The sequence below is a fragment of the Mesorhizobium sp. P3_A10 genome, from assembly GCF_056403175.1.
This window is the reverse complement of record NZ_JBFUFZ010000002.1, coordinates 1134816-1147956: the sequence shown is the minus strand read 5'-3', so window position 1 is coordinate 1147956 and position 13141 is coordinate 1134816. Positions and strand designations below refer to the sequence as shown.

Below are 13141 nucleotides of genomic sequence, written 5' to 3'. Positions count from 1 at the left end.
GTCCATGCTACCCGCCGAGTCGGAAATACTTGGCGGTCGCGGAGTATTCGGATCCCTTCGTGCCGATCTCCTCGAGAATCCTGGGCAGCAGTTCCCAGGCCGGCAGCGGCGTCGAGAACGACGCCGCCTGAATTTCCTCCGGGCCGGTGATCACCATGATGAGCTGCGGCACGGCCTTGCCGGTGGCCTTGTCGGCGGCGCCGAGGCCGATCGGGATGCTGAAGGTAGCCTTGTCGGACTCGGCGATGACACGGTCGTCCAGGTTGAATGCCATGCCCTTGTGGTCGATCAGCAGCACACTGGAAACCAGCCCGCCATGCGTCACCAGCGTGCCGCTGATCGGCGATCCGTTCGGCACCGACGTCTGGTCAAGCACAAGCTGCGGCTTGTCGGCGGTACTGGCGCCCAGGAAACGCAGGAAGTTGGTGACTTCGCACTGGCTTGGCTCGATGAGCCGCACACTGACGTCGGGTTCGAGATGGAACCTTGCCTGGAAGCCGCCCAGCATTTGCTGGAAAGGCGGGACTGTCGTGCCGATGCCTTCGATCGCCACGGCCGTGTCGGTGGCTGACGTGACCGTCGCATAAAAACAGTCGCCGCCGCTGAAGTCGCGAACCCAGGCGACCCGTTGCGCGACCTCGTCGACTGGAGGCGCCGGCGGGGTTTCCGGCTTGGGCACATTCAAGACGACGGCCGTTCCGGCCGGTTTTTGCGCCGGCACGTCAGCCGGCTGGCTTTGCGCATTGCCGGCATTGGGCTGGCTTGGCTCGGGTGCTTGTGCGATGGGTTCGGGCGTTTGCGCAGTCGGTGCTGGCGCAATCGGTTCGGGGGCGGCCGCCTGGGGCTCTGCTGGTGGGCTGGCCGGTGGCTCTGGCTCTGGGCTCTTGACGACGTCTGGCTGGGCTGCTGGCGGCGCCGGGACTGGCTCGGCGGGTGGTTGCAGCTCGACAGCCTTGTCGACCGGCCCAGCCGGCTTCTGCTCAGTGCTGTTCAATGTGTCGGGCTTCGGCTGCGGGACGATCGCGGTCGGCGACGGGGCTACGACAGGCGGCGATGGTGCTGCGGCAGACGGCTCCGGCTCTTGAGCCGGCGCGGCATTGGCCTGCGGTTCTGGCGATGCCGCAGGGGTCTTTGCTTGCGGCTGCGCCGGTGGTTCCGGGGCATTTGCCGGCTTGTCCACGGCGGCTGGCTTCTTTGACAGGTCGGGTTGCAGCGGCGGTGTCTTGGCGGGAGTGTTGATGGACGAGCCGCCCCCGAAATCCACGAAACCGGACGCATAGAGACCCACGCCGACGGCAACGACAATTGCTGCCAGTGCCGCAATCGTCAGCTTCCCCGTTGATGCAGGTTTCTTTGCCGGGATCGCCCGAGCCGGAGCAACCGGCGGCGGCTTCGGCTGCGACAGATGTGCCGGGCGGATGTGCGGAACGAACCGCGGCTCGCTGCCTTCAGGAATTGCAGCGCTCGACAGCGGAACGGCGGGAGGCGGCGGCGTGGTCGATGGCGTGATGGAAACCGGGCGCCCGGTCTGTATTCCGCCTGTTCGCTCGTCACGTGCTCTCACGGCGGTCGTGCGATCGGTTTCGGCCGAAGTGTTGCCGCGTGTCATCGCGGCAATGTCGGCCATGCTTGCCGGCCGGTCCTGCGGGGCCGATTGCAGCATTGCTTCGATGATCGGCCGAAAATCGGCATCGATGTCGGACAGGTCCGGCACTGTTCGCCGCTTTTCGACGATCTCGAACTGGGACCCGGCCATGTCGATCGGCTTGCCCCGCAGCGCGGCAGCCAGCACCAGCCCCAGGCTGTAGATATCGGACTGTTCGCCGACATCACCGCCATAGAGCCCAAGCTGCTCCGGCGAGACGTAGTTGTATTTTCCGGCGAATTTTCCGCCGATCAGCGTCTCGCCACCGATGGTCGCCGAGCGTGCGATGCCGAAATCGATGATCTTGGCGCGATCGACCCGGCCGCCCGGCAGGATGATGTTGTCCGGCGAAAGGTCGCGATGGATCGCGCCTGCCTCATGCACGGCGCTCAAGCCGGAAGCGAGCCGGTGGCACAGTTTGCGGACGTCTTCCGTCGCCATCGCGCCGCGACGCATGACATCGTAGAGGGACTCGCCGTCGACGAATTCCATCGCCAGATAGGGCCGTCCGATCCCGGTATCGATGGTGAAGACGTGGTAGCGCACAACCGCGTCATGCGACAAATGGTTGAGGATCGACGCTTCCTTGCGAAACAGGGACAGGATCGTCTGGTCGCGGGCGAATTCCGGCAGCACGATCTTGATCGCAACGTGATCGCCGGTCTGGATGTTGTGGCCGCGATAGACCTCGCCCATCCCACCCGAGGCGATGCGTTCGTCGAGTTCGTAGATGCCGCTGAGCTGGGTGCCGACGGTCGTGTCCGCCAGATTGGGCAATAGCCGCGTCTTGTCATCGGCACTCATTGGCTCCGGCCTCCCGCCCTGGACAGGTCCGAACCATTCCCTTTGTCTCTGATCTTGACCAGCACGATGGTGACGTTGTCGGTGCCGCCGCGGTCGAGGACCGTTGCCAGGAGGTTTTCACATGCTGCCTGCGGTGCCGCCGCGACCACCGCCGCCGCAATCTCGGCATCGCTGACATGGGCGGTTAGGCCGTCGGTCGCCAGGACAAAAACGTCTCCCGCCAGGGTCTCTCCTTGCTGGAAGTCGATGTCGATTTCGTCGCTGACGCCGATCGCCCGCGTAATGACGTTGCGGCGCGGCCAGTTCTCGGCTTCGGCCTCGCTGATCACGCCGCTGTCGAGAAGCTCCTGGACCTCGGTGTGGTCGCGCGAAATCTGTGAGATCTCGCTGTTGCGGATCAGATAGACGCGGCTGTCGCCTGACCACAGGCAGGCAAACCTGCCGTCCATGGCCAGCAAGGCAGCGACGGTGGAGCCTATGGTCACGCCGCGAGACCGGGAAATCTGCCGGATCTCGTCATGAGCCCGGCTCAGCCGATCCTCAAAGCGCGCCCGAAGGTCTGGTGCCGAACTGGCGATGCCGATCGTCGCCAGATGCTCGACAATGCTTGCCGAGGCCACCTCTCCGGCCTCATGACCGCCCATGCCGTCGGCGACGACCCAGAGACCGATTTGCGGCTCGACCAGATAACTGTCTTCATTGTGGTGACGCACGCAGCCCTTGTGGCTTACGCCGTAGCTTTCAAAGGCAGCATCGTTCACTTGCCTGTCAGCGCTTTCCAAGCGCTCCTCCGCAACGCGTTGTTGAGCGCGCATGGGCAGTCTGCCACACGCTTACCCATTAGAATATCGAAATCTAAGCCGGCTGCAGCGCCGGGCGGGATGGTATTGCTCAAGGCCAATCGGCTCATTTTCCAGACGATCTCCATCAGAAAGCCTTCGGACAGCTGAACCCGGACAGCGCCGGCAGCATAAGTGGATTGCTGCCGGCTCCCGTCTGGATCGTGTAAGCCACGTCGCGTCCGCCAATGACGAAACGCGCCTCGAGACTGTCGCCATTGGCGGTGTTCACCCCCTTGTCCAGCAGCCGTTTCAGCGCCCATGGCCCGTCGAATTTGAGTGCCGACTCGCGGCCGGGAAGTTCCGGCGTCAGGCTCAGGCTGGCCGATCCGGAAGTGCCCGGCCAGGTCACCAGGCCCGGCGTGTTGCCGGCCTGGGTGGCTTGCAGGATCTGACCGTCGATATTGAGCCGCGCCGTGTCGGCATCGCCATGCAACGACAGCGGCGTGAAGGTGAAATTGATCGACGGAACCGGGCCGCCCAGCGGAAAGAAAGCAGCGCGGATTTGCGCCGCAAGCTGGAAGTCCTTCAGGGTCGATTTCGCCAGGTTGCGGCCGAATTTCGTGTCCTGTTTCCACTCCCAATCCTGAGCGCTCATGTCGACCAGGGAGGCGAGATTCTGCGCGAAAAATCTGTCCAGCACGCCGCCTGGGGCGAACAGTCTGGCAAAATCCGCCATCGGCACGTCATCGGTGGCGGCCGGGGCAAACGGAAAGCGGCCGGCGACGGCTTCCTCGCACGGTCGGGCGACCGCTTCGTCGAGCATCTCATTGAGATGCGCGACCGAGGTTTCGGCGGCAGTGCCCTCAAAATCATCCGCCGCGGCGCTGACCATCCTGGCGAGCGCCTTCGGCAGGCGCGAGGCGTTGGCGCGAAGGGTCGATATCTGCAGCTGCAGATTGGCGTTGGCCTGGTCGGTCTGGGCCGGAACATCGGCCGCCAGTCTTACGCTTTGATAGATTTCGCGGAAATTCTGGGTCAGGGCGTCGATCGGGCGTTGGCCCGGAGCGCCGGCCACCAAGGCCTGGAACGACCGGAACTGCGCTTCGATGTTCGCACCGGGATCCTGGCCCGGTGCGTTGACGAATGCGGCGCCGGCTCGCGCCTGTGATTTGCGCGCCGCAAGCTCGATGCCGATGCGGGCGAGGCCCTTGGCGCGATCCGCGATCTCCTTGGCGCCGCTCTCGGCGCTGCCGGGGTCGCGCTCGCGCGTCAAAGCCGTTTCGCGGGCGATCGCCTCGAACAGCTGCATGATCGGCGAGGTTGGCGACCCGGCCGCCGACAGCGCCAGATATTGCGGCTTGTCGGCCACCATCGCCTTGAACTTCAATCTGTCGAGAACCTCGTTCCACTGCGAAGCAAAACCCTTGCCGTAGCGATCGAGCAGTTCAGGCCCGAGCTTGAGCAGCTCCTGGTCGAAGCCGCCTTGTTCGCCACCGCTGCCGACCACCCATTGGTCGTCGACAAGCGCCTGCGCAATTTTGGCGAGCTGGGCGAGATAGAAGTCGAAGCCGGCATAGGTGTAGAGCCCGGGGACGCGAAGGCTAGACAGATCGTTGCCATCGTTGCGCTCGAACAGCAGCGAGGCTTCCGGGCCGGCGCGCTGGGACACCGAAAAATCGCCCAGCGCCGCGGCGTAGGTCGCCGACTGGATAAGCGCGGTTGCGCGATCGGCAAGCGTCATGCGTCCGAGCGAGCGCTGGGCGGATTCGACAAGCGAGCGGTTCAGCTCGAACAGCGGATCATAGGCGTCGTCAAGGACGAGCATGGCGCGCAGGTGCTTCTCCAATTCCACGCGGCCATCACGGTTGCTCGCTCCCGGATATCGGTTCTGCTCCCAGTCCCGCTTCAACCAGGTGACGACCAGCTCGTCGTCCACTTTCGGCGCCTTGCCGCCAAGCATGAGGTAGATTTTCAACGGCTCGTAGAGTGCCATCGGATCAGCCATCTTGGCGTCGATCGTTCGTTCGAGCTGAAACAGCAGGCGCGAGCGGAACATGCGCTCCAGGGCCTGCCGGTAGGCCGTTTCCGACGCCGAAAACAGCCTTTCGCGTTGGCTGAGACCGAACGTCGCCTTGGCTGGCGTCGGCTGGTCTTTTGTCTCATAGCCAGCCGGCAGACTGCGCAGCGCATCCAGCGCGCCGATGATGGTTTCGAGGTCCGCGTCGGACACGGTCGTGCTTTTGAGCAGCGGGGCAGCAGTGTCGCGATATTGGCTGACAGCCTGGTTGGTGGCGGCGATCAGCGACCGGTTGGTGGCGTAGCTCAGGCCCAAAGCACCAAGCCCGGCGGCCGCGATTGCCGCGATCACCGCCATGCCGGCATAGCGGGCGAGCGCGGCCCGCTTGTCGGCCGCCCTGTCATACGAGACCCATCCCGACTCGGCGAAAATGACGCGGCTCAGCAAATCATGCAGAAAGAAGCTCTTGCCGGTGCCGGAAAGATGCGGCTGCGCGCTGCTGCCGAAACTGCGGCCCATGCTGCCCAGCAGCTGGTCGATCGGTGTGCCCTCCTGGGTGCCGGACGAAAAATACAGGCCGCGCGGCGTGGCATTCAGCTGTTTGCGGGTCGGCTCGAAGACGCTGTTGAGGAAATGCACGACCCGCCCCTTCAGCGCGCCGAGCTGTGCCGCAAAGCCGAAGATGGCAATGCGCGCGACCGGATCGGGCTCTTGCTGCAGGCGGTCGGTCATGCCCTCGGTCAGGCGCTTTACCAGCGCGTCGAATTCGGCCGGGGCCTCGTCGATCATGTTCAAGCCGCGATCCGCGGTCTGGAATGTCGCGCCCCATACCTTGCGTCGGTGAGCGTCGTCGAAACCGCCGAAATACTGCATGAAGCCGGAGACCAGGTCGGCCTTGGTGAACAGCACATAGACGGGGAACTGGATCTTCAGGACCTCGTGGATTTCATGCAGACGGCTGCGGATTTCGACGACATGGGCATCAGGCGCCCGATCGTCGGGGGCCATCAGGTCGGCAAGGCTGATCGCCAGGATGACGCCGTTGATCGGCTGCCTGGCCCGATGCTTCTTGAGCAGCGCCAGAAATGCCAGCCAGCTCTTCTTGTCGGTCTGCGCATTGGAGTCCTGCGTCGTGTAGCGTCCGGCCGTGTCGATCAGCACGGCGTCGTCGGTGAACCACCAGTCGCAATTGCGTGTGCCGCCGACGCCCGCCACCGGCTGCGCCTGGCCCGATCCGGCGAGTGGAAATTTCAAGCCGGAATTGACCAGCGCCGTGGTTTTGCCGGTGCCCGGCGGGCCGATGATGATGTACCAGGGAATGTCGTAGAGAAAGTTGCGCTTGCCACTCGAGCGCTTCAGCGTCGCGACGGCTTCGCTCATGCCAGCCTCGAGCACCTTTGCGTCGCTGCCGTCGTCGCTGGCGCTGGCTATGGCAGCCTCCAGCGCCTTCTGCGCCTTGCGCCTTTGCCAGAAGCGGAACCCGTACCAGACCATCACGGTTCCCACGACGACGCCGATGATCGTCGCGCGCAGCCAGACCGGCTCCAGCGGTCGCGAGCCGGCGAAGCGGATCAACGGCCCCGCGTACCAGACCGCGGCGGCAAAGCCGGCCAGTGCGAGCGTGCTGAAGATCCGCAAAAACCAGATCATGGGCGCTTCCAGCCGATCCCGGTCACAGCGTCTCCTCCCGCGGGATCATCACATCGACACGACGGTTCTTGGTCCGGCCCTCCGGCGTTGCGTTGTCGGCAATCGGTTCGTCCTCGCCCTTGCCGTCCACGCTTGTGCGCGATGGATCGCTGAAATGCGGTGCCATCATCTTTTCGACCGACTTGGCGCGGGCGACGGAAAGGTCGAAATTCGATTTGAATTCGCTCGACTTGCGCGGTTTGACATTGTCCGTGTGGCCAATGATCTTGATCGGCCCACGCTCGGTGTCGAGAGCCGCCGCGATGCGCGCCGCAACCGGTTCGAACTCGGGATTCACGTCGGCTTTTCCGGACTGGAACAGCAGGACATTGCTGATTTCCACAACGATGAAATCGCCCTTGGTACCGACACTGACGCCGCCGGTTTCGATCTCCTTGGCCAGCGCGACGCGGATGCGATCGACCTGGGCAATCGTCGGGGCAGCGACCTTTACCTCCTCGGTGAGCGGGACGAAGCTGGCGCGTTCGATGGTGATCGGCGTCGCCGGATTGAGGGCCAGCAATTCGCCGGCAAGCGCATCGCCTTCATTGGTGATGAAAACCCGCAGCGCGAAAAACGCCGCCGTCAAAACGGCTGCCGTCGCGGCCGCGATGGCCCAAAGCGGAACCCGCCTCGAGGCTTGCGCCGCCGTCATCGACAGGCCTTGCCAATGTGGCGAGATCTCTTCGTCACCGCCCGTCCTGAAGTAGGCGAGCGTTTCGTGGACGTCGCGACGGACGCGTTCGAGACTGCTGTCTTCGCGCGCCGACCCGCGATACTGGCCTTCGAACCCCAGCGACAGGCACACATGCATCAGTTCGATCAGGTCGCAGTGGGTCTCTGGCGCAGCCAGCACCGTGTTCAGCGCCTGGAAAAAGCCCGCGCCGGTCGGTTTGAGCTGAAAGAACTGCGATAGCATGCCGTGCCGCGCCCACATGTCGTGGTCGGAACCGGGCAGGTTTGCGATAATGTCGTCAGCGGTTTCGCAAAGCACAAACTTGGCGATGCGCGCATCCTCTTCGGCGATGTCGGTTTTTGCGATCTTGCGGTCGAATTCCTCAATCAGCTCGGCGGCGCGCTCCGCCAGCGGCTCGGCCTGTCTTTCGACAGCCATCAGCCGGAGATGACCAAGCAGCATCAGCAGCGGCGCGGCGGCAGTGATGATCGGGTTTGCAGCGCCATAGTCGACGCCGTCGCTGGCGTTGAGGAGGGCATCCTGAGGGGTTTTGGGTACCGTCTCAGCGGCGCCTCGAGGTGGCTGTCCAGCGGGAGCGGCAGAGCCGGCCGGCACGGCAGCGTCTTCCACAAACGGCACGCCTTGATAGATCACCGTTCCGGTTGCCCCGTCCGGCGGTGCCTGTTGACCGGCAGCGGGATCGAAAACAGTTGAATCCCGAGTCTTTGCCGATGCCAGTATCGTGTTGTCGGGCGTCGGTCTATCGCGGGCGAGGGCCGTTTTTTGCTTGCGGCCGGGATTCGCGCGGATGATGGTTTTGCCCGCTGGGCCGAAAGGATCGTCCTTTGAGCTCATCGTCGAGCTTCCGTCGACGCGCACACGGGGGAACGCTGACTACAAAACGCTGTCTCGCCGTACCGTGACATTTGCCGCAGACCCCCAGGTCAATCAACCGTACCCGCTTGGCGAACTGTCGTATGTGATCGTAGTCTCAGAAGTTGCCGATTGAAACCGGATGCGCGTGGCAAGGTGGTTTTTCTGCGCCGGCCGACAAAGCAGCGTCGGTTGCGCGTCCGAAGGCCAGCTTGCGCTGTCGCCGTATCCGGCCCGCGCTCTCAAACCGACCTTAGCTCTTCCCGGTCTGTTTCTGTTTGGCGGCCTTGGCATAGGCCTCGCTGAAATAGGCCAGGAATATGTCCAGCATGCCGTTTTCGTGGGTTTCCTCCTTTGCCCGCCATGTCGCGACAAAGGCATCCCAGGCGCGCGGCTTTTTCGAGGCAAAGGACGACGGCGGAAGCTTTTTGGCGATCGCTTCGGGCGACAGGTCGTCGAGCAGCCGTGACAGCGCCGCTTGCATGGCGGCAAAGGTGGCGAATTCATGGGTCTTGAGGTCGTGGAAGGCGTCCTCGATGCTGTGCCTGGCATCGAGATAGCCGGCCCTGCGCCGTGCGAACATGATGTCGAGGATTTCGTCCGTCCCCGGGACAAATTTCAACGGATTGTTGTCGGCGGCATTGATCATCGTTCGATCGCTGCTTTTGACCAACACTTTTGCCGCGGCTCGCGCCTTCAGCAGCAAAACCAGCTCGTCGACGACGATGCGCAGGATCGAGCCGATTTCGCCGGCCACTTCATGCGCCGGGCGATGCAGCAGCACTTCCGGCGGGATGCCGGCGCCAATGGCGATCTTGCGCAGGATTTCATCCCCTTCGTTTGCCTGGCCGGAGGCCGAAGCAAAAGGCGTTGGCGATGGCGGCGGCATGGCGCGCTCCGGAGCTTGTCCGACCCCGGTGTGCCGTTGCGTTGAGCCGTGGCTGCCTCCCGCGTGGCCCATCGTGTTGAACGCTGCATTCTCGGCATCGATCGACACGGAGACGAGATAGCGGCCGATCCGCAGCCGATCGCCTTGAACAAGCCGGTGCGGGCCTGCGAGGCGCTGGTTCGATCCATTGACGAAGGTGCCATTGCGCGACACGTCGTGCAGCCAGAACGCGTTGCCTTCGTAGCGAACTTCGCAATGCCGGCCGGAGATGAACTTGTCCGGGTCGGGCAGGCTCCAGTCGCAATTCTCGCGCCCGATCTCGAAGCTGCGATCACGCGATCTGTAGCCGTGCGGCAGGCCGGCGGGCAGGACATCGACATTGTTGATCTGCAGACTGATGAACATCCGGAATCGCCTGGCAATCGCTGATCGGTACTGCGCCATTCTAGCAGCTTGCGCGCGCAGGGGGACAGCCGCGTTTAAACCGATCAAAGGGTTCCGTCACCGCGCGTCCGCTTTGGCCGCAGGGAGAACATGTGGTAGGCTCAACATCGCCTGGTATGGCGAATGCGAAAAGTTCCTGAACGTGATGTCGTTAACACAACAGGAGCTTCAAATCCGCCACACTAGCGGCCGCGTCCAGGAGGGGCACGACCCATGCCGAGTGAACAACGCGCCGCGGTTGTGCAGACACCGGTTGGCGCCGAGCTGTTGACCTTCACCAATCTCATCGGGCGCGATGAGATCAGCCGCTGTTTTGCCTACACGGTGGGATTTGTCAGCACCAATCCGGACATCGATCCGCTGAAGATGCTGGGCGGCGCGGTTTCGATCGAAGGTGAATCCGATCCGAAACGCTGGTTCAGCGGCCTCATCTCGGATTTTCGCCTTACCCGCATCGAGGATCGCCAGGCCCACTACGAGGCGGTCGTCCGGCCGTGGCTATGGTTCCTCGGCAACACCACCGATTGCCGCATCTTTCAAGACAAGAGCGTCGTCGAGATCGTCGAGGCAATTTTCTCCAAATACAGTGTCGCCAAGTTCGAAAAGCGCCTGCAGGGGTCATATCCTCCGCGCGAATACTGCGTCCAGTATGACGAGACCGACCTGGATTTCGTGCAGCGGCTGCTCGAGCACGAGGGCATCCTGTATTTCTTCGAGCACGGCGACGGCGAGCACACGCTGGTCTTGGCCGATGCGATGAGCAAGCTGAAGCCGGCGCCCGGCTATGAAAAAGTGCCGTATCACTTCGAGGGGCAGGGCTCGCGCCGCGATGTCGAATACATCACCGAATGGATTCCGGGCAGCTCGGTGCGGCCGGGTGCCTATGCCCACACCGACTATGATTTCAAGAAGCCGGCTGCCGATTTGATGGCCAAATCCTCCCAGGCGTTCAGCCACAAGCTGGCCGCCGGCGAGAATTACCGCCAGCCTGGCGCCCATTTGGAGGTCGGCCGCGGCGATACTTTGGCAGGCATACGGCGCGAGGAACTTCAGGCGGTGCACAAGCGCATCGCCGCCGTTGGAACCGTGCGCGGCCTGTTCTCCGGCTGCACCTTCAAACTCGAAGGCTTTCCTCGCAACGACCAGAACCAGGAATATCTGGTGGTCAGCGCCGAATACAGGCTGTTCGATCCGGGATACCGGGCCGGCATCGACACCGACGGCGAGAATTTCAAGGTGATCCTCGGCGTGGCGCCCACCGCTCTGCCCTATCGCCCGCCGCGCATCACGCCGCGGCCGATCATGCGCGGGCCGCAGACGGCAACCGTGGTCGGTCCTTCCGGCGAAGAAATATTCACCGACAAATATGCCCGGGTGAAGGTGCAGTTCCATTGGGACCGACTGGGCAAGAAGGACCAGAACAGCTCCTGCTTCGTGCGCGTTTCGCAGACCTGGGCCGGCAGCGGCTGGGGCTTCATCCAGATCCCGCGCATCGGCCAGGAGGTGATCGTCGATTTCATCGAGGGCGACCCGGACCTGCCGATCATCACCGGCAGGGTCTACAACGCCTCGCAGATGCCGCCTTACGGCCTGCCAGGCAGCGCCACGCAATCGGGCTGGAAGTCGGACTCCTCCAAGGGCGGTGGCGGCTACAACGAGCTGATGTTCGAGGACAAGGCCGGCTCCGAACTGGTCAATTTCCAGGCGCAGAAGGACCACAACCTTCTGATCAAGCACGACCGCACCAAGCTGGTCCAACACGACCAGTCGGACCGCATCGACCACGACGCCAAGCACTCCGTCGGCCACAACCTCGACGAGGACGTCGGCAACAACAAGACGGTCAAGGTCGGCGTCGACCAGACCACCAACATCGGCAACAACGACACCGAGACGGTGGGGACGAACCGGTCGCTGACGGTGGGTTCGAACGAGACGATCAAAATCGGTTCGAACTCCACCGAGACGATCGGCGCCAACCACACGCAGACGGTGGCGATCGTCCAGACGGTGACCGTCGGCGCGGCGCGGGTCGATTCGGTCGGAGCATCGGAGACCCGAACCGTGGGTGGCCCGCAAGCGAATACGATCGGTGCGACGCGGTCGGTCACTGTAGGCGCGGCGCAGAGCCACGATATCGGGGCAGCGGACAGCTGGAACATCGCTTCCGACCAGAGCGTGCAGATCGGCGGCGGCCAGACGTTCAAGATTGCAAAGGATCAAGGGACTGATATCGGGGCTGGGCGCTCTGCCAAGATTGCCAAGGATGACGCGACAGATGTCGGAGGCTCCCGGGCGCTCAAGATAGCCAAGGGCAGCGCGGTCGAGGTAGGCGAGGATGGGCTCATCAAGATCGGCAAGGATTTGCTGATCGAAGCCGGCGATTCGATCGTGATAAAGTGCGGCTCGGCCGCAATCGCGATGAAGAAGGACGGCACCATTTCCATCGAAGGCAAGGACATTTCGATAAAGGGCTCGGGCAAAATCAACGTGAAGGCTTCAAGCGACATCACGATGAAAGGCTCGGAGATCAAGCAGAACTGAGGGCGGCCGGTATGACAAAGACCCAAAAGCGGATCGAAGGGGTGATAATCGGAGTTTTTCTCGGCTTCGATGACGAAGCACCACTCGTCGTATTCCCGGGCAATGCAAGGGAGACTGCGGTGAGAGCGCGAAGCCTGGCCGAGATGAGTTCGGACATGATCGGCTCCGAGGTCGCCCTGTTGTTCGAAGGCGGTGATGTTGGTCGGCCGCTGATTGTGGGACGCATAGTGGAACCAAGCTGCAAGCGGCGGGCGCACGTCATACGCGATGGCGAACAGGTAAGGATATTGGGTGAAGAACGAATAGAATTGCGCTGCGGCAAGGCCACGATCATCATGGAAAAAGATGGCCACATCACCATTCGCGGCACCTACATTACCAGCCACGCAAGCGCCACCAACCGTATCCGTGGCGGCTCGGTGAATCTGAACTGATGGCAGCGCCGGTCCTGCGCGAGATTGTCCGGCAGCACGCCGAAATGGCGGCATTTCTGTGGTCGATCTACGATCACCACCTGCTCCATCCTGAAGAAAACCCGGAGATGGACGAAGTGCGCCTTGCCCGCCTGATTGAGAGGTTGGAGGCGCATCTTGATGGTTTGCGCGTGGCCGGAGATCAGGGTCGAAAAATTGCGCAGGAACGCTATGAGGAGTTCTCGGAGGCAGGAGAGCTCTTCGTATTGCGGATGCTAGCCGCACCAAAACCGATCCAGGTTGTGGATCTGGACCTTGCCAAAGTTAGGGAATATCTGGCGGTGACGCTGAAACAGAACCGATGA

General features: G+C 63.0%; 8 protein-coding genes. 3 read left to right on the top strand and 5 right to left on the bottom strand.

Annotated features, from left to right (window positions below; all coding sequences use genetic code 11):
• Positions 1–7: 7 nt before the first annotated feature.
• From AC1DXU_RS12295 to tagH, 5 genes are all read right to left on the bottom strand, one after another.
• On the bottom strand, positions 8–2449 hold the full coding sequence (locus AC1DXU_RS12295; protein WP_477368634.1) for a serine/threonine-protein kinase: 2442 nt from the start codon (positions 2447–2449) through the stop codon (positions 8–10).
• A complete protein-coding gene (locus AC1DXU_RS12290; RefSeq protein ID WP_477368631.1) occupies positions 2446–3231 on the bottom strand; it encodes a PP2C family protein-serine/threonine phosphatase in 786 nt (261 codons plus the stop codon). The genes AC1DXU_RS12295 and AC1DXU_RS12290 overlap by 4 nt, the downstream gene beginning before the upstream one ends.
• 145 nt (positions 3232–3376) lie before the next feature.
• Positions 3377–6898 (bottom strand): type VI secretion system membrane subunit TssM, encoded by a 3522-nt coding sequence (tssM, locus tag AC1DXU_RS12285; RefSeq protein WP_477368627.1) that lies wholly within the window; start codon positions 6896–6898, stop codon positions 3377–3379.
• A gap of 22 nt (positions 6899–6920) precedes the next feature.
• Positions 6921–8468: a type VI secretion system protein TssL, long form gene (gene tssL / locus AC1DXU_RS12280; RefSeq protein ID WP_477368624.1), complete on the bottom strand. Its 1548-nt coding sequence runs from the start codon at positions 8466–8468 to the stop codon at positions 6921–6923.
• Positions 8469–8739: 271 nt separating this feature from the next.
• On the bottom strand, positions 8740–9780 hold the full coding sequence (tagH, locus tag AC1DXU_RS12275) for a type VI secretion system-associated FHA domain protein TagH (protein WP_477368621.1): 1041 nt from the start codon (positions 9778–9780) through the stop codon (positions 8740–8742).
• A gap of 252 nt (positions 9781–10032) precedes the next feature.
• Between tagH and AC1DXU_RS12270 the strand changes: the two genes are divergently transcribed.
• The 3 genes from AC1DXU_RS12270 to AC1DXU_RS12260 are packed head-to-tail and all read left to right on the top strand — an operon-like array spanning position 10033 to position 13141.
• Complete coding sequence (locus tag AC1DXU_RS12270; RefSeq protein ID WP_477368618.1) at positions 10033–12363, top strand: type VI secretion system Vgr family protein; 2331 nt, start codon at positions 10033–10035, stop codon at positions 12361–12363.
• A gap of 11 nt (positions 12364–12374) precedes the next feature.
• Positions 12375–12797, top strand: a complete 423-nt coding sequence (locus AC1DXU_RS12265) for a DUF6484 domain-containing protein (protein WP_477368615.1) — start codon at positions 12375–12377, stop codon at positions 12795–12797.
• Positions 12794–13141 carry a hypothetical protein gene (locus tag AC1DXU_RS12260; RefSeq protein WP_477368956.1) on the top strand — a complete coding sequence of 116 codons (348 nt, stop codon included), beginning with the start codon at positions 12794–12796 and terminating at the stop codon, positions 13139–13141. Before AC1DXU_RS12265 ends, AC1DXU_RS12260 begins: the two co-directional genes overlap by 4 nt.

What these genes read in the sequence shown, in the direction of transcription:
- AC1DXU_RS12295 (WP_477368634.1), bottom strand. Translation starts at nt 2,449, where the DNA reads ATGAGTGCCGATGACAAGACGCGGCTATTGCCCAATCTGGCGGACACG.
- tssM (WP_477368627.1), bottom strand. Translation starts at nt 6,898, where the DNA reads ATGATCTGGTTTTTGCGGATCTTCAGCACGCTCGCACTGGCCGGCTTT.
- tssL (WP_477368624.1), bottom strand. Translation starts at nt 8,468, where the DNA reads ATGAGCTCAAAGGACGATCCTTTCGGCCCAGCGGGCAAAACCATCATC.
- tagH (WP_477368621.1), bottom strand. Translation starts at nt 9,780, where the DNA reads ATGTTCATCAGTCTGCAGATCAACAATGTCGATGTCCTGCCCGCCGGC.
- AC1DXU_RS12270 (WP_477368618.1), top strand. Translation starts at nt 10,033, where the DNA reads ATGCCGAGTGAACAACGCGCCGCGGTTGTGCAGACACCGGTTGGCGCC.
- AC1DXU_RS12265 (WP_477368615.1), top strand. Translation starts at nt 12,375, where the DNA reads ATGACAAAGACCCAAAAGCGGATCGAAGGGGTGATAATCGGAGTTTTT.